We start from the raw sequence: 21,884 nt of genomic DNA on the forward strand, positions 1-21,884 counted from the left end.
GTACCGGTTGGACTACCGCACCACTGTCACAAAGCTGTCGATCACACGCTTTTCACCAGCGTGCTCGAACTCGATTGTCAGCTTGTTGCCTTCCTGGTCGGTGACGGTGCCATAACCGAATTTCTCATGGAACACGCGCTGGCCGATGGCGATGTCACTGCGCGGCTTGGCGGCAAAGCTGGCGGCGGAACGGGTGCTTTCGCGCACGCGCGCCTGCTTGCTGTCATATCCGGTCGAGAGCGCCCGCTGCCAGCCGGGGCCGCGTTGCGACGAACGCTCGGGTCGCGAGGTCGAGACATGTGCGAAGGGATCTTCGTTCTCGGTCCAGTTGGCGCGCCACAGCGATGCGCCGCCGCTCAGCGTGGTCTCCTGTTCGAAATGCTCCGCTGGCAGCTCCTCGATGAAGCGGCTGGGAATGCTGCTGGTCCATTGGCCATAGATGCGGCGGTTCGCGGCATGCAGGATGGTGCAGCGGCGCCGCGCGCGGGTGATCGCGACATAGGCCAGGCGGCGCTCTTCCTCCAGGCTGGCTAGCCCGCCTTCATCGAGCGCCCGCTGGCTGGGGAATACGCCTTCTTCCCAGCCGGGCAGGAAGACATGGTCGAATTCCAGCCCCTTGGCCGCATGCATGGTCATGATGGTGACCTTCTCGCCATCGTCGGCGGCGTCATTGTCCATCACCAGCGACACATGCTCGAGGAAATCGCCGAGCGTTTCGTATTCCTCCATCGCGCGGGCCAGTTCGGAAAGGTTTTCGAGCCTGCCCTTGGCCTCAGCGGTCTTTTCGGCCTCGAGCATGGCAAAGTAGCCGCAATCTTCCAGCACCATGCGTAGCAAGTCTGCCGGGGTGACGAGTTCGGCCTGTTCGCGCCATGCAAGAAACTGCCTCAGCAATTCGCCGATAGTATTGGCGGCACGCGCAGGCAGCTCGTCGCTGTCGGCCAGCTGGAGCGAGGCGGCGGCCAGCGGCAGCCCGGTGCGCCGCGCATGCTGGTGCATTTTCTCCAGCGTCTTGGCGCCAAGCCCGCGCTTGGGCTGGTTGTAGATCCGTTCGAAGGCCAGATCGTCCTGCGGCTGTGCGATCATACGCAGGTAAGCCAGCGCATCGCGGATTTCCGCGCGCTCGTAGAAGCGGAAGCCACCGACGATGCGGTAGTTGATCCCGATCTGGATGAAGCGGTCTTCGAATTCGCGCGTCTGGTATTGCGCGCGCACCAGGATGGCGACTTTATCTAGCGGTGCGCCCTCGCGTTCGAGACGCTCGATCTCCTCGCCTACGCGGCGTGCTTCCTCCGGCGCGTCCCACACGCCGATGACGCGCAGCTTCTCGCCGTGATTGGCTTCAGTCCACAGCGTCTTGTCGTGACGCTGCGAATTGGCGCGGATCAGGCCCGATGCCGCGCCCAGAATATGCGGGGTGGAGCGATAGTTCTGCTCGAGCTTGACGACCTTGGCGCCGGGAAAATCCTTCTCGAACTTCAGGATATTGGCGACTTCCGCCCCGCGCCAGGAATAGATCGACTGATCGTCATCCCCCACGACGCAGATATTCTTGTGCGCCTGCGCCAGCAGCCTGAGCCACAAATATTGGACCGCGTTGGTATCCTGGTATTCGTCCACCAGGATATATTTGAAGCGTCGCTGGTAATCTTCCAGCACCTCGCGGTGCGTGCGGAAGATGTTGAGCATATGCAGCATCAGATCGCCGAAATCGCAGGCGTTGAGCGCTTTCAATCGGTCCTGGTAAAGCTGGTAGAACTGCTGTCCGCGCCCGTTGGCATAGCTTTCGTTTTCCACCGCATCGAGATCGGCGGGGTTGAGCCCGCGGTTCTTCCAGCGATCGATCAGCCCGGCCAGCTGGCGCGCAGGCCAGCGCTTCTCGTCAAGGTCGTTCTGGGTGATCAGCTGCTTGAGCAAGCGCAGCTGGTCGTCCGTGTCGATGATCGTGTAATTGCTTTCGAGGCCCACCAATTCGGCATGGCGGCGCAACATCTTGGCGCAGACCGAATGGAAGGTGCCAAGCCATGGCATGCCCTCGACCGCTTGCCCCAGATGCCTCCCGACGCGTTCGCGCATTTCGCGCGCAGCCTTGTTAGTAAAGGTCACGCACAGGATCTGGCTGGGCCAGGCACGTCCGGTCGCCACCAGATGCGCGAGCCGCGCGGTAAGCGCTGCGGTCTTGCCGGTACCGGCGCCCGCCAGCATCAGCACCGGGCCTTCGGTGGTCAGCACTGCTTCGCGCTGCGGCGGGTTCAGCCGTGCGGCATAGGGGGAAGGCCAGCGTCGCCCGTGGGCGAGGGAAGGGTGCTCGGATCGGACATGGGCAAGTGAACAGGTAGAGAACGTTGGCGCGTGCCGCAAGGCTCAGCTGGCGGCGGTCAACAGTGTCAGCTTGGCCTTGCCGACCTTTCGTTCGGCTGCAACGTCCAGCCCTTTGACCTCAACGCTTTCCTTGTCGGACGTTTCGACCGCCATCCATGTCGCCGGTCCGATCCAGCCCAGCCTGAGTAACCGATCCAGCGCAACCGCTCCGGCGCCGGTGGCGTAGGGCGGGTCGAGCAGGATCAGGTCATAAGGCTCTTTCGCCGGGCCGAGCGTTAGTACCGAACCCTGTTGAACCGCGGTACGCTCGCGCGCGCCAAGCGCCTGGATATTGGCCTTGATCGCGTCCAGCGCCGGCTTGTCCTGCTCAACGAACAGGCAATGCGCCGCGCCGCGCGAGAGCGCTTCCAGCCCCAGCGCGCCCGAGCCGGCAAACAAGTCGGCAACCTGCAATCCTTCGAACGAACCAAGCCTGCTGGTGAGCATGCTGAAGAGGGTTTCGCGGGTGCGGTCCGCGGTCGGGCGCGTAGCGTCGCCCTTCGGGGCAACCAGCTTGCGCCCGCGCCATTCCCCGGCGATGATCCTCACTGGCTGCCCGAGCGCTTGATCTGGCTGCGGAACCGCCCGAGTTCATGGCTGCGAATTTCGCGCGCGGCACCGCGCGGAAGATCTTCGAGTTCGAACGGGCCATAGGCGGTGCGGATCAGGCGGCTGACCTGCAGGCCAAGGTGTTCCAGCACTTTGCGCACTTCGCGGTTCTTGCCTTCAGTGATGGTCAGTTCGATCCACTGGTTGCGGCCGGTGCGCCGCTCAAGATTGGCGTCGATGCTGCCGTAATGGACGCCATCAATAGTGATCCCGTCGATCAGCTCTTCCAGCATTTCCTGCGTTACATCGCCGAATGTGCGCGCACGATATGTGCGCGGGATGCCGGAGGAAGGCAGCTCCATCTGGCGCTTCAACTCGCCGTCATTGGTCAGCAGCAGCAAGCCTTCGGTGTTGAGGTCAAGCCTGCCGACCGGCATCAGCCGCGGGGTTTTGCGGGGCAAGGCGTTGCGCAGCGCATTGTAGATAGTGGGGCGCCCTTTGGGATCGCTTTCGGCGGTGATCAGGCCGGTCGGCTTGTGAAAGGCGAACAGCCGGGTCGGCTCTGGTGCGGCAACTGGCTTTCCGTCCACCGTCACGCCGCGCAGGTCCTTCAGGATCGTAGCCGGCGTTTCCAGGATGAGCCCGTCAATGGCCACGCGCCGATCCGCAATCATGCGCTCCACCTCGCGGCGGCTGGCGACACCAGCGCGCGCCAGCAACTTGGCGATGCGTTCGCCTTCGGGGCGATCACCAGCGGGGCGGGGGTTGTCAGGCATATCCGCCGGTTACGCGTTCAATTGACCGCGCGCAACGCCTCTTCGACAATCTCGTGGAAGCGATGGACGCCGCCTTCTAGCGTGCCCAGCGTCAGTTCGGGCACCGCACCGGTCGAAAGCCCCTGCTGGCCCAATTCGGCGGCGCGGAAGTCCTCGCTGGCGAATACGCCCCCGTCGAGCAAGGCCCAGCTGCGTTCCCAATGGTCGCGCGCCTTTTCCGTTGCGGGCGCCTCGGGGATGAGCATGAAGTCCTCGACCAGCGTCAGGTCATGCGCCTGCGGCATCAGCACCATGACATTGAGGTAATCCGGGCTGGGGATGATGATGGTGGCGGGCAGCAACTGGTAAGCGAAGGTGACGACGCGGCGCAGCGCGGCCATATCGGTCAGGTCCACGCCCTCCATCTCCTCCAGCCGCCCGACGGCGCTGCGTTGGTGCGGGCCGATCTGGTCACCGCTGGTCACCCCGTCCTTGAAGAAGGGGCCGATCGTCTGCGCGTGCAGGCGGGTGACATGGTAGCTTTCCAGGAAAGCATCCATGATCAGCTTCCAATTGCCTTTCACGGTGTGGAGCTTGCGCCGGAACAGCACCAGGTCGCGCGTGCCGAAGGTGTCGAGATCCTCGCCGAGCTTGCGGGCATCGGTAAAGTCTGCGCCTTCAACCGGCGCAAACCAGATCAACCCGCCAGCTTCGCAGCTGGGCAGTTCGACCAGGCCGTAATCGCCCTTGTCCATGCCGGGGAATGTTTCCGGGCGTGGCAGGGCTAGCAGCTTGCCGTCGAGGCGATAGGTCCATGCGTGATAGGGGCAGACCAGTCGCTTGGCGCATTGCACGTCCGCGCCTTCGACCAGCCGCGTGCCGCGATGGCGGCAGACGTTGAGGAAGACATGTGCTGTCCCCTCGGCATCGCGGGTGATGAGGAGCGGGCGCCCGGTCGCATCATGCGGCACCGCCATGCCGGGTTCTGGCAGGAGGGCAGAGGGGCAAAGTACCTGCGGCAGCCGGTCGAACAGCGCTGTCTTTTCCCGCAAGAAGTGGTCAGGATCGGTGTAGACGCTCGCCGGGACGCGCCTGATCTCGCTTCCGCTGCGTTCTTCACCCCGGGCAATTGCTTCAGCCAGCGCCAGTTGCCCTTCGGTCGGGCGCAAAGGTGGTGATTTCGTATCAGCCTCGTTCATCGGGGCGTTCCTATCTCAACTCTCCACGGCTAGTGTCGCACAAATCGGAGCAATCAGGAAGGACGCTAGGGAATGGCTGCAGCAGCTGCGACAGGAAAGAAATCCTCGTGGCGCATCCTTGGCCAGGCGCTGACCAACCGCAAAACCGGCTTCATGCTTGTCTTCGGTTTTGCCAGCGGCCTGCCGTTTGCGCTGTTCCTGGGTACGCTGTTCGCCTGGCTGACCGAGGCCGAGGTTGAGCTGGAGACGATGGGCATCTTCTCGCTCATTGGGCTTGCCTATGCCTTCCAGTTCCTGTGGTCGCCGCTGATCGACAAGGTGGATATCCCGCTGCTGCGCAAGCTGGGCAAGCGCAAGCAATGGATCGTGCCGATGCAGGTGCTGCTGGGAACGATCCTGGTCACGCTCAGCCTGCTCGATCCGAAGTTGCAGCTGGGCATGTTCTCGCTGCTGGCCGGGATCGGCGCCTTCGCCAGCGCCACGCAGGATATCGCGATCAACGCCTGGCGCATCGACGTGGCAGACGAAGAGGCAACGCTCGATATCCTCTCCACGATCTACCAGATGGGATACCGCTTTTCGTCGCTGGTCGGCGGGGCATTGGGCCTGATCATCGCGGCGCGGATCGGCTGGCCGGAAACCTATATGCTGATGGGTGGGATTCTGCTGGCAGCGGGCTTCATCGGCTTGTTCGCGCCGAATGCAGACGGGGATGCCGCCAACACGATGGCGGCCAGCGATGCGCAGGTGCGGGTGCTGCGCCAGGCGGGCGAACTTGCACCCCATGTCCGCAACCGTGCACTGGCAGTGGTCGGAATTCTGTGGGCGGGTGCGATTGCTGTTGTGCTGGCGTTCATGATCATGTCGCTGACCTATGCGCCTGAGGATCGGCCGAACCCGACGGAATTCACGGTCAATTTCGGGCCATGGATCATCGTCGCGACGATCATCCTGCCTGCGCTGATTGCCGGCTGGCTGGCCTCACAGAAGAAGCAGGGGCTGAACCTGCTGGAAGAAGATGCGCCGCCATCGAAGGGGTTCGAGTTCGCGCTCGACCATCTCTATCGCGCGCTGGTGCTGCCGTTGGTCGAATTCGTCGGGCGGATGGGTTGGTCGCTGGTGCTGATCCTGGCGGTGGTGCTGACCTATCGCATCTGCGACGCGATCTGGGGGACTTTCGCTTATCCGTTCTACCTGGGGGAGCTGCAGTACACCAATGACGAGGTCGCCTTTGCCTCCAAGTTCTTCGGTGTCGGTGCGATCATCCTCGGGTTGGCGCTGGGCGGCTGGATGCTGACCGCGTTAGGCCGCATGTTCACGCTGGCGCTGGGCGGGCTGCTCGCTGCGCTTACGAACCTGCTCTATGCCGACCTTGCCGTGGGCGGCCACCGCATGGCGGCGCTGAGCGATGCGACGGGCTTTACCTGGCTCATCGAGCAAATCCCTGAAATCGGCAGCGCCAAGCTCGCCAAACTGACGATCACGATCGGGTTCGAAAACCTCGCGATCGGAATTGCGGGTGCGGCCTATATCGCCTGGTTGTCCTCAATCGTGTCGAAACAGTTCAGCGCCGTACAATTCGCGCTGCTCTCATCGTTGACCATGCTGGTCGGCACGCTGGGGCGCGGCGCGCTGGGCGAGATGATCGAGAACCAGGGCTATTTCGACGTTTTCGTGCTCACCACCTTCATCGGGCTGGGCGCGGTGGTGCTGGTGCTGCTGGAATGGGCGCGCGAGCGGCGCGCAGGCAAGGCTTCTGGAGTTGTGACGCCCGATGTTGCGGCTCAGCCAGCGGAGTGATCAGTCCGGCAGCTGGTTGTTGAGCCGCAGCACTTCGCCCGCAAGGTAGAGCGAACCGGCGATCAGCACCGGCAAACCGTCGTCAGGTAGAGTGGCGAGGGCAGCAGGGACATCGGGCGCCGCGATCGCTCGCGGTCCGAACGCCTCAGCGGGGTACCAGTCATGTGCTGGCACGGGCACGGCGGTGATGCTGGCAAGCGAATCCCCGAGCGGGCCGATCAGCGAGGCGGGGTCCTTGCCTTCGATCATGCCGATGACGAGATGTACTTTCTTGCCAGCGAAATGGCGGGCAAGGGCTTCACCTGCGCTGGGATTGTGCCCGCCGTCGAGCCACACTTCGCGGCCTCCGGTCAGCGGGCCATCGGAAAGGCGCTGCAGGCGTGCGGGCCACTTGGCCTTGGCAAGCCCTGCGCGAATTGCATCGGTTGATACGCTGATTGCGCGCTGATGCCGGAGCAAGGCCACGGCCAGGCCCGCATTGACCACCTGATGCGCGCCGGTCAGGCCGAGGGTGTTCTCGGCTAGGGGTTGGGCGATGTGCAGCGGCGCGCCAATTCGCTCAGCCACCACGGTGATGGCCTGCATCTCGAGTTCCGGCTGCGCGATCGTCACCAGTGGCACGCCCTTTTTGGCGATCCCCGCCTTCTCGAACGCAATCCGCGCCATTGGTTCGGTCGGCACGCCGTCTTCGGGCGCAAGCAGGAAGCGTTCGTGGTCCAGCCCCAGCGCCGCGATGCCGCAGGCGGCGAGCACAACGGGCGTCAGCACATTGGTCGCATCGAACCTGCCGCCCATGCCCACTTCGACCACGCAGGCGTCGGCGGGAGTACGGCTGAAGGCCAGGAAAGCCGCAGCAATGGTCACTTCGAAAAAGCTCGGATTCAGGTCCTCGCCCGCGTCGAGCACTTCTGCCAGTACTTCCGCCAGCGCTTCGTCAGAGATCAGTTCGCCCGCCAGCCGGATCCGCTCGTTATAGCGTACCAGATGCGGGCTGGTAGTGACGTGAACCTTGTAGCCCTCGGCCTCCAGCATCGCCCGCAGGAAGGCGCAGGTCGATCCCTTGCCGTTGGTGCCCGCGACATGGAACACCGGCGGCAGGCGCAGATGCGGATCGCCAAGGCGGGCGAGCAGGGCGGTGATCGTCTCCAGACCCAGGCGCCCTTGCGGCACGCTGAGTTGGCCCAGCCGGTCAAGCTGCGCCTGGACGCGCGGGTCGTCCGAGCGCCCGAAGTCGCGCATGATGCCTGCCTTAAGCCGCCTTGCGCGGCTGGAGGTAGCCGAGCAGCGTCGCCAGCGTTTCCTTCAGGTTCGCCCGGTGCACCACCATGTCGACCATGCCGTGTTCGTGCAGATATTCGGCGCGCTGGAACCCCTCGGGCAATTTCTCGCGGATTGTGTCCTGGATCACCCGCTGGCCGGCAAAGCCGATCAAGGCGCCCGGCTCGGCGATATGGACGTCGCCCAGCATGGCATAGCTGGCGGTCACGCCGCCGGTGGTGGGATCGGTCAGGACCACGATATAGGGCAGCCCGGCCTCTTTCAGGCGCCGGGTCATCACCGTCGCCTTGGGCATTTGCATCAGGCTGAGGATGCCTTCCTGCATGCGTGCGCCGCCTGCCGCCGTCACGACGATATAGGCGCATTTGCGGTCGAGCGCCTTCTGCGCCCCGTCCACGAACGCCGCACCCACCGCCATGCCCATGGAGCCGCCCATGAAGCCGAAATCCTGCACGCCAACCACCGCCGGGCGCCCGTCGATCGCGCCCGATCCGACGCTGAATGCATCGGCATGCGGGCTTTTGGCGCGGGCCTGCTTCAGCCGGTCGGTGTATTTCTTGCTATCCTTGAAGCCGAGCGGGTCTTCGGCGACTTCGGGCTGGGGCAGCATTTCGAAACCGGCGTCGAGCAACAGCGCCAACCGTTGGTCGGCACTGATCCTGCCATGGTGTTCGCAGCGTGGGCAGACCCACAGATTGTCCTGATATTCCTGCTCGAACAGCATTTCCGCGCAGGACGGGCATTTGACCCACAGATCCTTATCGGTGGTGCGCTTGGGGCCACGGCTGAAGGAATTGCGGACGCGTGTGAACCAGTTCATCTGTATCTTCCTAGCGCGCGGTACGAACCGCTTGGGCAAGAGCCGAAGTCAGCTCCTTTAGCTTGGCAGGGGCGTCTTTGCCAAATTCGCCGACCAGTTCGACCAGTGCCGATCCGACCACAACGCCGTCAGCAACCCTGGCGATGTCGCGCGCCTGTTCGGGCGTGCGCACGCCAAAGCCGACAGCGACCGGCAGTTCGGTCGATTGCTTGATGCGGCTGACATTGGCTTCGATCGATTCGATCGCGGCCTGTTGCTTGCCGGTGATCCCAGCAACGGAGACGTAATAGAGAAACCCGCCCGAGCCTTCGAGCACGGCGGGCAGCCGCGCGGCATCGGTGGTGGGGGTCGAAAGGCGGATCGGAGCGATCCCCTGGGCGCGCAATGTGGGGCCCAGCTCCTGGTCTTCCTCTGGCGGGATATCGACGCAGATCACGCCATCCACGCCGCAACCTTTGCATTCGGCAGCGAACCATTCGGCCCCGCGATGCACCATCGGATTGGCATAGCCCATCAGCACCAGCGGCACATCCGGGTGACGGTCGCGGAATTCATTGGCGATCAGCAGCACGTCGGCGGTCTTCGTGCCCGCGCCGAGGCTGCGCAGGTTCGCGGCCTGGATTGCAGGACCATCGGCCATCGGATCGGTAAAGGGCATGCCCAGCTCAATCACGTCCGCGCCGCCTTCAACCAGCGCGTCGAGATTGGCTGCAGTGTCGCCGTCGCCCGCTGTGATGAAGCAGACGAGCGCCGGGTGGGGCTTAGAGAAGGCTGAGGAGAGGCGGGTCAACTGATTTCTTCCGCGTTTTTGCCGGCCGCGCGCTCACTGAGCCACCGGTTGAAGTAGAAAACCGCAAGACCTGCGACAAAGAACTTCGCATCACTTGGGGTCAGCTTAAAACCGTCTCCGAAGAAGTAGCTTGCGATTGGTACCAATGTAAGCGTGCAAAGTGTTGAGAAGGCAATGCCTGCGAGCAAGGTCTTTACGGCTTGCATCACATCTCCACTCCCAGCTTCTCCGCCACGGTGAAGATGTCCTTGTCGCCGCGGCCGCACAGGTTCGCGAGGATGATCGCATCGTCGGGCATCTGCTTCGCTACTTTGGCCACCGCCGCGATGGCGTGGCTGGGTTCGAGTGCAGGTATGATCCCCTCGGTGCGGCAGAGCAGCTGGAAGGCGTCGAGCGCTTCGTCATCGGTTACGGCGGTGTATTCGACCCGGCCCGATTCCTTGAGCCAGGCGTGTTCCGGCCCGATGCCGGGATAGTCGAGACCGGCGCTGATCGAGTGGCCTTCGGTGATCTGGCCGTCATCGTCCTGCAGCAGATAGGTCTTGTTGCCATGCAGGATGCCGGGCGAACCGCCGAGCAGGCTGGCCGCGTGCTGGTCACCATCGAGGCCATAGCCTGCCGCTTCCACGCCCAGCATCTTCACATCGGTATCGTCGAGGAAGGGATGGAACAGCCCCAGCGCATTCGATCCGCCTCCGATTGCTGCCACCAGCAAATCGGGCAGGCGCCCCGTCCGGCTGAGCATCTGCGCGCGCGCTTCCTTGCCGATCACGCTCTGGAAGTTGCGCACCATCTCGGGGTACGGATGCGGGCCTGCGGCCGTGCCGATGATGTAGAAGGTGTCATGCACATTCGCGACCCAGTCACGCAGGGCCTCGTTCATTGCATCTTTCAGCGTCGCCGCCCCGGCGGTGACCGGAACGACCTCCGCGCCAAGCAGCTTCATGCGGAACACATTGGGCGACTGTCGCCTGACATCTTCCGCGCCCATGTAGACCACGCAGGGGAGGCCAAAGCGCGCGCAGACCGTGGCTGTGGCAACGCCGTGCTGGCCTGCGCCGGTTTCCGCGATAATACGCGTCTTGCCCATGCGGATCGCCAGCAGGATCTGCCCGATGCAATTGTTGATCTTGTGCGCGCCGGTGTGGTTGAGCTCGTCACGCTTGAACCAGACCTGCGCGCCGCCCAGCGCTTCCGTCAACCGCTCGGCAAAATAGAGCGGGGAAGGGCGCCCCACATAATGTTCGAGCAGATCGTCGAATTCGGCCTGGAAGCTCGCGTCGGCCTGTGCCGCGCGATACTCGCGCTCAAGGTCAAGGATCAGCGGCATCAGCGTTTCGGCGACATAACGTCCGCCGAACTGGCCAAAGTGCCCGCGTTCGTCAGGCTGGTTGCGAAAGGTGTTTTTTATCTCGGTCATACTGATCGGGCCGCTTCGCAGAACGCAGCGATCAAGTCCACATCCTTAACACCGGGCGCGGTCTCGACGCCCGATGCGGTGTCGACCAGCGGCGCGCCGGTCTGGCGGATCGCCTCGGCCACGTTGTCGGGCGTCAGGCCACCGGCCAGCGCCCAGTCGACCCGGTGGACATGGCCCTGCAGCAGCTCCCACATGAAGGTTTCGCCGGTGCCGCCGGGCATGGCCTTGGCCGGCGCATCGAACAGCAGGCGGTCAACCTTGCCGATGAATTTCGCGCTGCGTTCAAGCGTTCCGGCGTCTTTCATGCCCAGCGCCTTCCACACTTCGACCCCGGCCTTTTCGCGCACCAGGCCCACCCACTCGGGCGTTTCCCCACCGTGAAACTGGACCACGTCGGGCTTCACCCCGGCGATGGCGCGGGCGGTGTATTCCGGGTCGGCATTGGCGAGCAGCAGCACGGTGATGATGCGTCCCCGCGCCAGCTCGCGCAGTTCGGCGGCACGCTCGATCGGGACGTAGCGCGGGCTCGGCTCATACAGGTTCAGCCCGATATGCGTGGCCCCGGCCGCAATCGCGGCTTCCACGGTCTCGGTGGTCGATAGCCCGCAAATCTTGATCTGGGTTGGCACGGCGGCGTCCTTAACGTCAGCTGGGGTTCTGGACCAGCCTTAACAAGGTACCGTCGGGATCGACCATATAGGCAATGGTCATCCCGCTCGCTTCCAGTTTGGGTGGATTGATGCGCGGCCAACCGGTGCTCGTCTCGGGGATGCCTGCTTCTTTGCAGACTTTATAGAAGCCCACGAGGTCGTCCAGCCTCAAGCAGCATCCAAAGGAACTGCTGCCCGGTTCGAGGTCAGGATAGGGGAAGAATTCCAGCGTGGTCCCGCCGCGTTCCAGGGTCATCCAGCCCTGACTGCGCCACCTGGTCTGGAAACCTAAGGCGCGGTAATATGCCTCGGTAATATCAAAGCTGCGCGAAGGCAGGTTGGGCGTGGCGTGGTCGGCCATGTCAAAGCGTGGCTTCGATCGCCCGTGCCGCCGCGAGCGGATCGTCCGCGCGGCTGATCGGGCGGCCGATCACCAGCACGCTGGCACCATCGTCGCGCGCCTGGCGGGGGGTGACGACTCGTTTCTGGTCGCCAGTCGCCTTGCCGCCGGGGCGCAGACCGGGAACCACGAAAAAGCCATCCTTCCACTGCTTGTGGACGGCCTTCACTTCCTGGCCGGAGCACACAATCCCGTCCAGCCCGGCGTCATGCGCCAGTTCGGCGAGGCGCATCACCTGGTCATGCGCGCTACCGGCAATGCCGGTGCGCTCCATGTCGCGCTCGTCCAGGCTGGTGAGCATGGTCACGGCAACGACCTTGCAGCCATCGGCGGCGGCGGCCTTCGCATCTTCCATCATCGCGCGCCCGCCGCCGGCATGGATGGTGACGATCGCCGGTTCGAGGACATGGATCGCCTGCATCGCGCCGGCGACCGTGTTTGGAATGTCATGCAACTTCAGGTCGAGAAAGATGGGCAGGCCCATATGCGCGATCTCGTGCACCCCTGAGTGGCCGTGCGCGCAAAAGAACTCAAGGCCGAGCTTGACCCCGCCGATATGCGATTTGACCTTCTGGAGCAGCGCCTTGCCCGCGTCGATTTGCGGGACGTCGAGCGCCAGGTAGATAGGATTGCTCATCAGTTACCGTCGGGTGACAAGGGATCGGTCGAAGGGGGCGTTTCCGCAGAACCGGCAGATGGAGGCGGGCTGTGGCGGCTGCTGAGCGCGTTCGACCGCACGGCGTTCTCCAGCGAAGTGATCCTGCGGGTCAGGTTCCATTTGGCGGCTCGATGATACAGCCACATTGGCAGCAGGCCGAGAAGGAAGGCCACCAACACAAGCATCGGTACCTTGGTTTCGAGTACGAAATTGTCCCACAGGGTCACCTCGACCGGATCCCAGTTGAAAAAGGAAAACACCAACAACCCGAACAGGATCAGGACCCAGACAATCGTACGTACGATCTGCATACTTACTCCCCGCCTTCTTTGAGGCCGAGCCTAAGCCTTTTCGCGCTCAAGTCTAGCCAAACACCCGCGCGAAGATCGTGTCGACGTGCTTGAAATGGTAATCGAGGTTGAACTTTTCTTCGAGCTCCTCGGGCGAAAGCGTCGCAGCCACTTCCTCATCCGCTTTGAGCAGTTCGAGCAATGAGAGCGCCCCGTCCGATTCCCACACCTTCATCGCGTTGCGCTGGACCAGGCGATAGGCATTGTCGCGGGTAATGCCCGCTTGCGTCAGTGCCAGCAGCACGCGCTGCGAATGCACCAGCCCGCCCATCCGGTCGAGATTCTTCGCCATCCGTTCAGGGTAAACCAGCAGCTTGTCGACCACGCCGGTGAGGCGAGCGAGCGCAAAATCGAGCGTGATCGTGGCGTCAGGCCCGATGAAGCGCTCGACCGAACTGTGCGAGATATCGCGCTCGTGCCACAGCGCCACGTTTTCCAGCGCGGGCAGGGCATAGGCGCGGATCATGCGTGCCTGTCCGGTAAGGTTTTCCGTCAAGATCGGGTTGCGCTTGTGCGGCATGGCCGAGCTGCCCTTTTGCCCGGGCGAGAAGTATTCTTCCGCCTCCAGCACTTCGGTGCGCTGCAGATGCCGGATTTCCACCGCCAGCCGCTCGATCGAGCCGGCGATCACCGCCAGCGTGGCAAAGAACATCGCGTGCCGGTCACGCGGGATAACCTGCGTGCTGACCGGCTCGACGCTGAGCCCTAGCTGCTCGGCAACATATTCCTCCACCGCCGGATCGATATTTGCGAAGGTACCGACCGCGCCCGAGATCGCGCAGGTCGCGATTTCGGCGCGGGCCGCAGCGAGCCGCGCTTTGCAGCGGTCGAATTCGGCATAGGCCTGGGCCAGCTTGAGCCCGAACGTGACCGGTTCGGCATGGATCCCGTGGCTACGCCCGATGGTGGGCGTATATTTGTGCTCTTCGGCGCGGCGGCGGATCGCGGCGAGCAGATCGTCGAGATCGGCCAGCAGGATGTCGGAGGCGCGTGCTAGCTGCACTGCCAGCGTGGTGTCGAGCACGTCGCTCGAGGTCATGCCCTGGTGCATGAAGCGCGCTTCAGGGCCAACCTGCTCCGCCACCCAGTCAAGGAAAGCGATGACATCGTGTTTGAGCACGGCTTCTTTTGCATCGATGGCTGGCACATCGATCACCGGATCAGTTGCCCACCAATCCCACAAGGCCTTGGCCGCGCTGTCCGGCACTACGCCCAGATCAGCGAGTTTTTGCGTCGCGTGCGCCTCGATCTCGAACCAGATGCGATAGCGCGCCTCGGGCTCCCAAATCGCTGTCATGGCAGGGCGGGCGTAACGGGGGACCATCGGATACTCCGGTTTGGGAATCTGGATATGCCGCGGCGGCTAGGCGCGATGAAGGTTCAGATCAACCCCTTGGACCGCAGGCTGGCATGCCCCTCGCGGCCGATGATCACGTGATCGTGGACCGTCACCCCCAGCAACCGCCCCGCCTCTGCGATTCGCCTTGTGATCTGGATATCGGCCTGGCTGGGCTCGGGGCTGCCGCTGGGGTGGTTGTGGACAAGGATGAGCGCGCTGGCACCGATGTCCATCGCGCGGCGGATCACTTCGCGCGGATGGATCGCGGCTTCGTCGATCGACCCGTCACCCACGTGGTGATCATCGATCAGGCGGTTGCGCGTATCGAGATAGAGCACCCGCACGCGCTCTACGGTCAGATGCGCCATGTCGATCGCCAGATAATCGAGCAATGCTTGCCAACTGCCCAGCACCGGTCTTTCCGTAACCTCGCTGCGCGCCATGCGCCGTGCGGCAAGCGCCACGCTCTTAAGTGCGGCAGCGCTGGTTTCGCCCACTCCGGGTTCCTGTTGCAGCGCCGCAGGATCTGCATTGAGCACGCCCGCCAGCGTTCCGAAGCGCTTCAGCAGTGCCTTTGCCACCTGCTTGGTGTCGCCTTGCCGCATCGCCGCAAACAGTAGGTATTCGAGCACTTCGTAATCGGCGAGCGCTTCGGCGCCGCCGTTCAGCAAGCGCTCGCGCAGTCGCGCTCGGTGCCCGGCACCGGCATGTTTGCCCGAATTCTCTTCCGCTTGGGGCAAGTCTGCCTCCGCTACAACCCGATGATGACAGCATTGCCTTTGCTTTGGGAAAGGCGCAAGAGTGCGCGGTAATGGCTGACGCCGAGGAAAATCCCGAGAACACAGCAAGTTCGCGTCGATACTGGCCACGGCGCAAGCGCTGGCAATTCCTGCTCGTGCTGCTGATCCTGCTGGCGATTTCGAGCATGCTGACGTGGCGTTCGCGCGAGGCGATCGTCGGCAATCTTATCGAATCCGAGCTTGACCGGTTGGGTATCGAGGCCAGCTACACCATCGATTCAATCGGCCCCACACGGCAGGTGCTGCGCGATTTCGTGATCGGCGATCCCGAACGCCCCGACCTTTCGATCGAACGGATCGAGGTGGTTCCGGTGGTTGGCTTCTTCGGTGCCGGGATCGGATCGATCACGCTGGTCAATCCGCGGCTGCGCGCTAACTATCGCGATGGCAGGCTGAGCCTTGGGGCGCTTGATCCACTGCTGGAGATGGAAAGCGATGGTCCGCCCGAACTGCCCGACTGGCGGCTCAAGCTGGTTGATGGCCGCGCCCGCATCTTCAGCGATTATGGTGTGGTCGGGGTGAAAGCCGAAGGGAAGGGACGGCTCAGTGGCGGCTTCAGCGGCGTCCTTGCCGCGGCCGGACCGCGGCTGGCGATTGAAGGCTGCAAACTGGATCAGGTGACGCTGGTGGGCAAGGTGACGGTCACGCGCGGACAGCCCGGTTTTGCCGGGCCATTGCAGCTTGCCTCGGCCGAATGTGAGGAACTTGCGCTGGCGCTTGGCAATGTCGACCTGGCGACGGACATTACCGCAGATCGCGATCTGGCCGGGGTGGATGCGAAATTGCGGATCAAGGGCGGTCCGGCCAGCTTTGGGCAGTTTGGCAGCCGGGGGCTTGGTGGATCGATCGACGCGTCATGGCGGGATGGCATTGCCAATGCCCGCTATGACCTTGCCCTCAGCCGAATCGATTCCCCTGCATTGACGCTGAATCGGCTGAAGGCACAGGGCGCGGCACGAATCCGGCCCGCCGACGGGCGTTACGAGGTCGATGTGGGGATCGACGGCGTCGAGCCGCGGTTTGGTGCTGATGCCAATGAAGCCTTGGCGGAGCGGCGCAAGGCCAGTGCCGGAACGCTGGCCGAACCGCTGCTGGCTCGGTTTGCGCAAGGGCTTGCCAAGGCGCTGCCCGGCAGCAGTTTTATCGCCGAGGCAAGGCTGCGGCAAAGTGATGAAGGCCTGAACATCGTCATCCCGGCAGCGCGGCTCAACGATCGGACGGGCCAGGCGCTGCTGGCGGCGTCGCAGCTGCAGTATGGCGTGGGCGATGGCGGCGAGACCCGGCTGGCAGGCAATTTCGCGACCGGCGGCAACGACCTGCCGCGAATTCGTGCGCGGATGGAGGCGGGCGAGGGCGGCCGTGCGGCGTGGCGGCTGGAAATGGAGTCCTACACTGCTGGCACAAGCAGGCTCGCCGTGCCGCGGCTTGCGCTTGATCAGGGCGCGGTGGGGGGCTGGCAGATCGATGGCCTGCTGGAAACGGCTGGCCCCTTGCCAGGTGGAGTGGTTGAAGGATTATCCCTGCCGATCACCGGTCGCTGGTCCGCCCGGAGCGGGTTGGCGATGTGGCAGCAGTGCGCCGATGTGCGCTTTGAACGACTGAAGCTTGCCCAACTGGCGCTGGCTCGCAATCGCCTGCAAATCTGCCCTGACGGCGGCAATGCGATTCTGCGTAGTGCGAACGCTGGCCTGGAGTTCGGAGCGCGCACGGAAGCGCTGACGTTGACCGGAGATTTGGATGGCAGCCCTGTTGCCATAACGAGCGGGCCCGTCCGCGCCTCATCGCGCGACGGCTTCAGCACCAGCAACATCATGCTGACGCTGGGCAACACAGGCGAACAATCGCGCCTCGCAATTGATCGCTTGCAGGCATCATTCTCCGACGGGATCGGCGGAATTGCAGAGGGAATTGCCGGCGGCCTTGCCGTCGTGCCGCTCGATATCAGCAGCGGGAATGCTGAATGGAGCTATGCAGACGGCGCGCTCTACCTGTCGGATGCGAGCTTCGAGCTCAGTGATCGCGTAGAGGAAGGCGGGAACCCGCGCTTCTATCCGCTGTTAGCTCGCGATGCCGTGCTGGCGGTCGAGGGCGGCGCGGTCTCCTCCACGATGGCCTTGCGCAATCCCGACAGCGACCGCGTGGTGACCGAGGTGACGCTGAAGCACGATCTCGGCTCTGGCAAGGGTTCGGCCAGGCTGGCGACACCCGGCCTGCGCTTCGATGATGGCCTGCAGCCCGACCAGCTTTCCATCCTGGCTGACGGCGTTATCGCTCTGGCGGAAGGCACCATCTCCGGCAATGGCCGTATCGACTGGGACGCAGAGGGCATCACCAGCAAGGGCGCATTTTCCAGTGACGATTTCGATTTCGCCGCCGCCTTTGGCCCGGTTCAGCAAGTGTCCGGCACTGTCACCTTCAGTGACCTGCTTAACCTCACTACTGACGGCACGCAGAGCCTCAAGATCGGTTCGATCAACCCCGGTATCGAAGTGTTTGACGGGGTGTTCGATTTCGCCCTGCGTGACGGCACGCTCATCTCGATCAAGGGCGGGCGCTGGCCTTTCTTCGGCGGTGCCATGGTACTGCGCCCGACCGAGCTCAATCTCGCCGTGAGCGAGCAGCGCAGCTATGTCATTGAGATCACCGGGGCCGACGCTGCACAATTCATCGCCGCGATGGAATTGGGCAATATCGCCGCCACCGGCATCTTCGACGGCACGGTGCCGCTGATCTTCGACGAAATGGGCAATGGCGAGATCAGGAACGGCTTGCTGATCTCGCGCCCTCCCGGCGGCAACCTCTCCTATGTCGGCGAGCTTACCTATGAGGACATGGGGGCGATGGCCAATTTCGCCTTCCAGTCGCTGCGTTCGCTCGATTTCAGCCAGATGATGGTCGAAATGAACGGCCCGCTGACCGGCGAAATCATCACCCGGCTGCTGTTCGACGGGGTGCGCCAGGGCGAGGGCACCAGCAGCAATTTCCTGACCCGGCGGATCGCCAAGCTGCCGATTCGCTTCAATGTGAATATCCGCGCGGCATTCTACGAACTGCTCACCAGCCTGCGCAGCACATATGACCCGGCCTTCATCCGCGATCCGCGCGGGCTGGGCCTGCTGCGCAGCGAAGATGGGCAATTCGTGCGGCCCCGCACGCCGGACCAACCCGCGATTCGTCCGCGCGACACAGCGGACGATGAATCACTCATTCAGACAGAAGAAAGCGAACCTCTGCCATGACGCATGCGAAATTGACCGCGCCATCGGGCGGTGCCACAACCCCGGCGATGCAGGGGGAAGGGCAAGGATTGATGGCAAGGGCAAGAGCCGGACTGGCGTTGGTGCCTTTCGCGATGCTTGGCGGCTGCATCAACCTTGCAGCGCCCGACAAGCCGATCGTGATCGAACTCAACATCAATATCCGGCAGGAAGTGATCTATCGGCTGGCCGATGACGCAGCCGAAACGATTGAAGAGAATGCGGAAATCTTCTGAAGTGAAGGTAATGACGATGATAATGACCAGATCCCTTGCCGTTTCGGGTATCGCTGCGGCGCTAACGCTTGGCGTGCTCGCCGCGCCGGCCATGGCACAGCGCGATCCGGCCTATGCCGCAGCGCGCGCTGCAGGCCAGGTGGGTGAGAAGATGGACGGCTATCTCGACATTGTCGGTGCCGAAACCGCCGACCTGCGCCGCATGGTCAACGACATCAATATCAAGCGCCGCGCGGTCTATGCCGAAAAATCGCAGGCGGAATCGGTCACGCTCGAGGAATATGCGCTCGCCACCGGCTGCCAGCTGATCCTCAAGACCGTGCCCGGCGAGAAATACCAGGCGCCCGACGGCTCTTGGCAGACCCGCACTTCGGCCCCTCCGCTGCGCGATCCGCGCTGCCCGCCCGCCTGACCTCGCTTGATCACTACGCAATCCCGAAAATAGCCGCGTTTTGCACTGCAGCACCGGTTGACTTGCCCATGCCCCCCTTCTAAGGGGGCGGCGCCCTCGGCGGGCACCTTATGCGCGTGCTGCGCGTTCCTTCCCTAGGAGGCTGGCATGAGCGACGAGAAACCCGCACGAGAACCCATCGCTGAGGATGCGCGTATCGACGCGCTCGAAGCGCGGCTAAAAGCCGCACGCGAGCGTGAAGAGGAGCGCAACCGGCCGCAGGTCAAGGGTGTCGATGCCGATACGCGCATGGGCAACCGGGTGCTTACGGACCTCATCGGCGGGATTTTCGGAGGCTTTGTTATCGGCTGGGTCATTGACTCCTTCGCCGGAACATCGCCCTGGGGTCTGTTGGTGATGCTGTTCCTCGGGATCATCGTTGCCTTCAGGAACATTATTCGTGCAGCGAACACGCGCCCGGACGATCCTGATACGGATCGATAACGGCGGGTCGAGAAACAGGCGTTAGGGAAAAGCGATCGTGGCAGCCGCAGAAGGCAAGGTCGATCCGATGAAGCAGTTCGCCATTGAGCCGATGTTCGGCTCTGGCGGCTGGGAAGTGGCCGGTTACAATATCGCGTTTACCAATTCGGCGCTGTGGATGCTGATCACCACCGTGCTGCTTTGGGCCTTTGTGGCCGGCGGCATGAAGCGCCAGCTGGTGCCCGGGCGCTGGCAGATGGCGGTTGAGACCTTTACCGGCTTCATCGATGACATGCTGGAAGCCAATGTGGGCAAGGAAGGGCGCAAATATGTGCCCTATATCTTCAGCCTGTTCATGTTCATCCTGTTCGCCAACCTCCTGGGCCTGCTGCCGATCGGCGTGCTGGGCCTGCACCCGTTCACCTTCACCAGCCACTTCACCGTAACAGGCGTACTCGCGATCCTGAGCTTCTCGATCGTGCTGATCGTCGGATTCTGGAAGCACGGCCTGCACTTTTTCAGCCTATTCGTGCCGCATGGCACGCCGTGGTGGCTAATCTGGCTGATTCCAGTGATCGAGCTCATTTCCTTCATGGTCCGCCCCTTCAGCCTCGCGCTGCGACTGTTCGTGGCGATGATGGCGGGCCACGTCTTGCTCAAGGTGCTCGCCAGCTTTGTAATCGGCAGCGTGAATGCTGGCGCGGTTTATGGCGGGTTTATCGGCGTTCCCAGCCTGGTGCTGATGGTGGCCATCAGCGCGCTGGAAATCCTGGTCGCAGGCATCCAGGCCTATGTTTTCGCTCTTCTGACGTCGCTCTACATCAACGACGCAGAGAACCTTCACTAAGTTTTTCCAACCAAAACAGTTTATTCCCAAAGGAGTTTTTCAAATGGAAGCAGAAGCAGCCAAGCTCGTCGGTGCTGGCCTCGCAGCGATCGGTGCCGGCATGGCCGCCATCGGCGTGGGTAACGTGTTCGGTTCGTTCCTTGAGTCCGCCCTGCGCAATCCGGGTGCAGCCGACGGCCAGCAGGGCCGCCTGTTCATCGGCTTCGCCGCGGCAGAACTTCTCGGCCTGCTGGCCTTCGTCGTCGCGATGATCCTGATCTTCGTCGCCTAACGACAATTGCCCAGGCCGATCGGCATGGTGCCGGTCGGCCTTGCATTTTTCAGTCGACTGATTTTCGGACCCGACACATGCCTCAGATAGCGCAACTTGCCGATACCTATGCCAGCCAGGTCTTCTGGCTGCTGATCTTTTTCGGCATCACCTTTTTCGTCATCGGGCGCGGAATGGTGCCCAAGGTGATGGAAACCGTGGCCATGCGCGACCGGCAGATCGCGGATGACCTCGCAGCAGCACAGGCTGCGCGCGACGCCGCTGACGAGCAGGAAGAAACCTGGCGGCGGCGCGAGAACGAAAACCATGCCAAGGCCCAGGCGCTGATCGCCAAAGCCAAGGCCGATGCGGCGGCCAGCACCGAGAAGAAGGTGGCTGCGGCGCAGAAGCGGCTCGACAAGAAGCTGGCCGAAGCCGAAGAGCGCATCGCAGAAGCACGCGGTGCGGCCATGGCGGAAGTCGAAACCGTTGCAGCAGATGCCGCGCAAGACATCGTCGCCCGGCTCGCCGGAGCGAAGGTGGATAGCAAGGCCGCCAAGGCTGCCGTGAAGGAGGCCATGGCCAATGGCTGATATTCTCTTGATCCTCGTTGGCGCCGCCGAAGAGGGTGGGCACTCCGGGCCGGTGGCGCTCGGCCTGCAGGACTACCAGTGGGTTTCGCTTTCGATGCTCATCCTGGTGGGCATCTTCATCTGGAAGAAGGTTCCCGGGCTCATTACCGGCGGGCTCGATGCCAAGATTCAGGCGATCAAGGACCAGCTCGACGAAGCCAAGAGCCTGCGCGCTGAGGCCGAAGCGCTGCGTGACGAATATGCCGCCAAGCTCAAGGATGCCGAAAAGCATGCCGAAGCGATGCTGGCCAATGCCGAGCGCGATGCCAATTCGATCCTCGCGAAGGCAGAGGAAGACGGCAAGCTGATGGTCGAGCGCCGCAAGCGCATGGCGGAAGACAAGATCGCCGCCGCCGAGCGTGAAGCGGTTGAGGGTGTCAAGGCGGTCGCCGTGGGGGCCGCTGCCGCCGCCGCGCGCAAGTTGATCGCTGAAAAGCACGATGCGAGCGCCGACAAGAAGCTGGCGGACGAAATGATCGCATCGATCTGATTGCGCGTCAGAACGATTTCAGGAAGGGCGGCCCGCGTGGCCGCCTTTTTTGTTGTGCGAAAGGGGCTTGGCAGAGCGGCAAATGTCTTTAATGCGAACCATTCGCAGAAACTTCCAGCAGGACTCCCT

General features: G+C 63.2%; 24 protein-coding genes. 9 read left to right on the top strand and 15 right to left on the bottom strand.

Translation table 11 applies throughout. The annotated features are described in order from the left end of the window. Nucleotides 1-12: 12 nt before the first annotated feature. The 4 genes from G6N82_RS14505 to G6N82_RS14520 form a co-directional block, all read right to left on the bottom strand. On the bottom strand, nucleotides 13-2,205 hold the full coding sequence (locus tag G6N82_RS14505; RefSeq protein ID WP_241255277.1) for a UvrD-helicase domain-containing protein: 2,193 nt from the start codon (nucleotides 2,203-2,205) through the stop codon (nucleotides 13-15). Nucleotides 2,206-2,364: 159 nt separating this feature from the next. After that, entirely contained in the window at nucleotides 2,365-2,910 is a 546-nt protein-coding gene (rsmD, locus tag G6N82_RS14510) for a 16S rRNA (guanine(966)-N(2))-methyltransferase RsmD (RefSeq protein ID WP_165197655.1), read from the bottom strand. Next, nucleotides 2,907-3,686 carry a pseudouridine synthase gene (locus G6N82_RS14515; protein ID WP_165197657.1) on the bottom strand — a complete coding sequence of 260 codons (780 nt, stop codon included), beginning with the start codon at nucleotides 3,684-3,686 and terminating at the stop codon, nucleotides 2,907-2,909. Before G6N82_RS14515 ends, rsmD begins: the two co-directional genes overlap by 4 nt. 17 nt (nucleotides 3,687-3,703) lie before the next feature. Then, nucleotides 3,704-4,864, bottom strand: a complete 1,161-nt coding sequence (locus G6N82_RS14520; RefSeq protein WP_165197659.1) for an aromatic ring-hydroxylating dioxygenase subunit alpha — start codon at nucleotides 4,862-4,864, stop codon at nucleotides 3,704-3,706. A 72-nt stretch (nucleotides 4,865-4,936) separates the two neighbouring features. On the opposite strand from G6N82_RS14520, the gene G6N82_RS14525 reads away from it, so the two are divergent. Continuing rightward, nucleotides 4,937-6,664 carry an AmpG family muropeptide MFS transporter gene (locus G6N82_RS14525; protein ID WP_165197661.1) on the top strand — a complete coding sequence of 576 codons (1,728 nt, stop codon included), beginning with the start codon at nucleotides 4,937-4,939 and terminating at the stop codon, nucleotides 6,662-6,664. Here G6N82_RS14525 and G6N82_RS14530 read toward each other — a convergent pair whose 3' ends face one another. Genes G6N82_RS14530 through radC form a run of 11 tightly spaced genes read right to left on the bottom strand, consistent with a single transcriptional unit; the run spans nucleotide 6,665 to nucleotide 15,109 of the window. Beyond that, nucleotides 6,665-7,903: a folylpolyglutamate synthase/dihydrofolate synthase family protein gene (locus tag G6N82_RS14530; protein WP_165197663.1), complete on the bottom strand. Its 1,239-nt coding sequence runs from the start codon at nucleotides 7,901-7,903 to the stop codon at nucleotides 6,665-6,667. A gap of 10 nt (nucleotides 7,904-7,913) precedes the next feature. Then, entirely contained in the window at nucleotides 7,914-8,762 is an 849-nt protein-coding gene (gene accD / locus G6N82_RS14535) for an acetyl-CoA carboxylase, carboxyltransferase subunit beta (RefSeq protein WP_165197665.1), read from the bottom strand. Between the two features lie 10 nt (nucleotides 8,763-8,772). Then, nucleotides 8,773-9,552: a tryptophan synthase subunit alpha gene (gene trpA, locus G6N82_RS14540; protein ID WP_165197667.1), complete on the bottom strand. Its 780-nt coding sequence runs from the start codon at nucleotides 9,550-9,552 to the stop codon at nucleotides 8,773-8,775. After that, on the bottom strand, nucleotides 9,549-9,761 hold the full coding sequence (locus G6N82_RS14545) for a hypothetical protein (RefSeq protein ID WP_165197669.1): 213 nt from the start codon (nucleotides 9,759-9,761) through the stop codon (nucleotides 9,549-9,551). The genes trpA and G6N82_RS14545 overlap by 4 nt, the downstream gene beginning before the upstream one ends. Next, nucleotides 9,758-10,972 carry a tryptophan synthase subunit beta gene (gene trpB, locus G6N82_RS14550; RefSeq protein WP_165197671.1) on the bottom strand — a complete coding sequence of 405 codons (1,215 nt, stop codon included), beginning with the start codon at nucleotides 10,970-10,972 and terminating at the stop codon, nucleotides 9,758-9,760. The genes G6N82_RS14545 and trpB overlap by 4 nt, the downstream gene beginning before the upstream one ends. Continuing rightward, a complete protein-coding gene (locus G6N82_RS14555; protein WP_165197673.1) occupies nucleotides 10,969-11,601 on the bottom strand; it encodes a phosphoribosylanthranilate isomerase in 633 nt (210 codons plus the stop codon). The genes trpB and G6N82_RS14555 overlap by 4 nt, the downstream gene beginning before the upstream one ends. Nucleotides 11,602-11,617: 16 nt before the next feature. Next, nucleotides 11,618-11,983, bottom strand: coding sequence for a bleomycin resistance protein (locus G6N82_RS14560; protein WP_165197675.1), 366 nt, complete (start codon nucleotides 11,981-11,983; stop codon nucleotides 11,618-11,620). A gap of 1 nt (nucleotide 11,984) precedes the next feature. Beyond that, a complete protein-coding gene (pyrF, locus tag G6N82_RS14565) occupies nucleotides 11,985-12,659 on the bottom strand; it encodes an orotidine-5'-phosphate decarboxylase (protein ID WP_165197677.1) in 675 nt (224 codons plus the stop codon). Then, nucleotides 12,659-12,991, bottom strand: coding sequence for a LapA family protein (locus G6N82_RS14570; RefSeq protein WP_165197679.1), 333 nt, complete (start codon nucleotides 12,989-12,991; stop codon nucleotides 12,659-12,661). Before G6N82_RS14570 ends, pyrF begins: the two co-directional genes overlap by 1 nt. A gap of 52 nt (nucleotides 12,992-13,043) precedes the next feature. Continuing rightward, complete coding sequence (gene purB / locus G6N82_RS14575) at nucleotides 13,044-14,354, bottom strand: adenylosuccinate lyase (RefSeq protein WP_165197681.1); 1,311 nt, start codon at nucleotides 14,352-14,354, stop codon at nucleotides 13,044-13,046. 56 nt (nucleotides 14,355-14,410) lie between these two features. Further along, nucleotides 14,411-15,109 (bottom strand): DNA repair protein RadC, encoded by a 699-nt coding sequence (radC, locus tag G6N82_RS14580; RefSeq protein ID WP_165197683.1) that lies wholly within the window; start codon nucleotides 15,107-15,109, stop codon nucleotides 14,411-14,413. A 71-nt stretch (nucleotides 15,110-15,180) separates the two neighbouring features. Between radC and G6N82_RS14585 the strand changes: the two genes are divergently transcribed. The 8 genes from G6N82_RS14585 to G6N82_RS14620 all read left to right on the top strand — a co-directional run bounded on the left by G6N82_RS14585 (nucleotide 15,181) and on the right by G6N82_RS14620 (nucleotide 21,755). Beyond that, on the top strand, nucleotides 15,181-18,408 hold the full coding sequence (locus G6N82_RS14585; RefSeq protein ID WP_165197685.1) for a YdbH domain-containing protein: 3,228 nt from the start codon (nucleotides 15,181-15,183) through the stop codon (nucleotides 18,406-18,408). Continuing rightward, nucleotides 18,405-18,662 carry a YnbE family lipoprotein gene (locus G6N82_RS14590; RefSeq protein WP_241255129.1) on the top strand — a complete coding sequence of 86 codons (258 nt, stop codon included), beginning with the start codon at nucleotides 18,405-18,407 and terminating at the stop codon, nucleotides 18,660-18,662. Before G6N82_RS14585 ends, G6N82_RS14590 begins: the two co-directional genes overlap by 4 nt. Before the next feature lie 22 nt (nucleotides 18,663-18,684). After that, entirely contained in the window at nucleotides 18,685-19,074 is a 390-nt protein-coding gene (locus G6N82_RS14595; RefSeq protein ID WP_165197687.1) for a YdbL family protein, read from the top strand. A gap of 147 nt (nucleotides 19,075-19,221) precedes the next feature. Continuing rightward, nucleotides 19,222-19,557, top strand: a complete 336-nt coding sequence (locus G6N82_RS14600; RefSeq protein ID WP_165197689.1) for an AtpZ/AtpI family protein — start codon at nucleotides 19,222-19,224, stop codon at nucleotides 19,555-19,557. Between the two features lie 67 nt (nucleotides 19,558-19,624). Next, nucleotides 19,625-20,383, top strand: a complete 759-nt coding sequence (locus G6N82_RS14605) for a F0F1 ATP synthase subunit A (RefSeq protein ID WP_165198311.1) — start codon at nucleotides 19,625-19,627, stop codon at nucleotides 20,381-20,383. 43 nt (nucleotides 20,384-20,426) lie between these two features. Beyond that, nucleotides 20,427-20,654 (top strand): F0F1 ATP synthase subunit C, encoded by a 228-nt coding sequence (locus tag G6N82_RS14610; protein WP_027442220.1) that lies wholly within the window; start codon nucleotides 20,427-20,429, stop codon nucleotides 20,652-20,654. Between the two features lie 77 nt (nucleotides 20,655-20,731). Continuing rightward, nucleotides 20,732-21,226: an ATPase gene (locus tag G6N82_RS14615; protein WP_165197691.1), complete on the top strand. Its 495-nt coding sequence runs from the start codon at nucleotides 20,732-20,734 to the stop codon at nucleotides 21,224-21,226. Continuing rightward, a complete protein-coding gene (locus G6N82_RS14620; protein WP_165197693.1) occupies nucleotides 21,219-21,755 on the top strand; it encodes a hypothetical protein in 537 nt (178 codons plus the stop codon). The genes G6N82_RS14615 and G6N82_RS14620 overlap by 8 nt, the downstream gene beginning before the upstream one ends. Nucleotides 21,756-21,884: the final 129 nt, after the last annotated feature.

The sequence above is a fragment of the Altererythrobacter sp. BO-6 genome (assembly GCF_011047315.1).
In the GTDB taxonomy this organism is placed as follows: Bacteria; Pseudomonadota; Alphaproteobacteria; order Sphingomonadales; family Sphingomonadaceae; genus Erythrobacter.

Bases quoted from the DNA above. Each gene is read 5' to 3' on its own strand.
- G6N82_RS14505 (WP_241255277.1), bottom strand. From the start codon at position 2,205: ATGCTGGCGGGCGCCGGTACCGGCAAGACCGCAGCGCTTACCGCGCGG.
- G6N82_RS14515 (WP_165197657.1), bottom strand. From the start codon at position 3,686: ATGCCTGACAACCCCCGCCCCGCTGGTGATCGCCCCGAAGGCGAACGC.
- G6N82_RS14520 (WP_165197659.1), bottom strand. From the start codon at position 4,864: ATGAACGAGGCTGATACGAAATCACCACCTTTGCGCCCGACCGAAGGG.
- G6N82_RS14525 (WP_165197661.1), top strand. From the start codon at position 4,937: ATGGCTGCAGCAGCTGCGACAGGAAAGAAATCCTCGTGGCGCATCCTT.
- G6N82_RS14530 (WP_165197663.1), bottom strand. From the start codon at position 7,903: ATGCGCGACTTCGGGCGCTCGGACGACCCGCGCGTCCAGGCGCAGCTT.
- accD (WP_165197665.1), bottom strand. From the start codon at position 8,762: ATGAACTGGTTCACACGCGTCCGCAATTCCTTCAGCCGTGGCCCCAAG.
- trpB (WP_165197671.1), bottom strand. From the start codon at position 10,972: ATGACCGAGATAAAAAACACCTTTCGCAACCAGCCTGACGAACGCGGG.
- G6N82_RS14560 (WP_165197675.1), bottom strand. From the start codon at position 11,983: ATGGCCGACCACGCCACGCCCAACCTGCCTTCGCGCAGCTTTGATATT.
- pyrF (WP_165197677.1), bottom strand. From the start codon at position 12,659: ATGAGCAATCCTATCTACCTGGCGCTCGACGTCCCGCAAATCGACGCG.
- G6N82_RS14570 (WP_165197679.1), bottom strand. From the start codon at position 12,991: ATGCAGATCGTACGTACGATTGTCTGGGTCCTGATCCTGTTCGGGTTG.
- purB (WP_165197681.1), bottom strand. From the start codon at position 14,354: ATGGTCCCCCGTTACGCCCGCCCTGCCATGACAGCGATTTGGGAGCCC.
- G6N82_RS14585 (WP_165197685.1), top strand. From the start codon at position 15,181: ATGGCTGACGCCGAGGAAAATCCCGAGAACACAGCAAGTTCGCGTCGA.
- G6N82_RS14590 (WP_241255129.1), top strand. From the start codon at position 18,405: ATGACGCATGCGAAATTGACCGCGCCATCGGGCGGTGCCACAACCCCG.
- G6N82_RS14595 (WP_165197687.1), top strand. From the start codon at position 18,685: ATGACCAGATCCCTTGCCGTTTCGGGTATCGCTGCGGCGCTAACGCTT.
- G6N82_RS14600 (WP_165197689.1), top strand. From the start codon at position 19,222: ATGAGCGACGAGAAACCCGCACGAGAACCCATCGCTGAGGATGCGCGT.
- G6N82_RS14605 (WP_165198311.1), top strand. From the start codon at position 19,625: ATGAAGCAGTTCGCCATTGAGCCGATGTTCGGCTCTGGCGGCTGGGAA.
- G6N82_RS14610 (WP_027442220.1), top strand. From the start codon at position 20,427: ATGGAAGCAGAAGCAGCCAAGCTCGTCGGTGCTGGCCTCGCAGCGATC.
- G6N82_RS14615 (WP_165197691.1), top strand. From the start codon at position 20,732: ATGCCTCAGATAGCGCAACTTGCCGATACCTATGCCAGCCAGGTCTTC.
- G6N82_RS14620 (WP_165197693.1), top strand. From the start codon at position 21,219: ATGGCTGATATTCTCTTGATCCTCGTTGGCGCCGCCGAAGAGGGTGGG.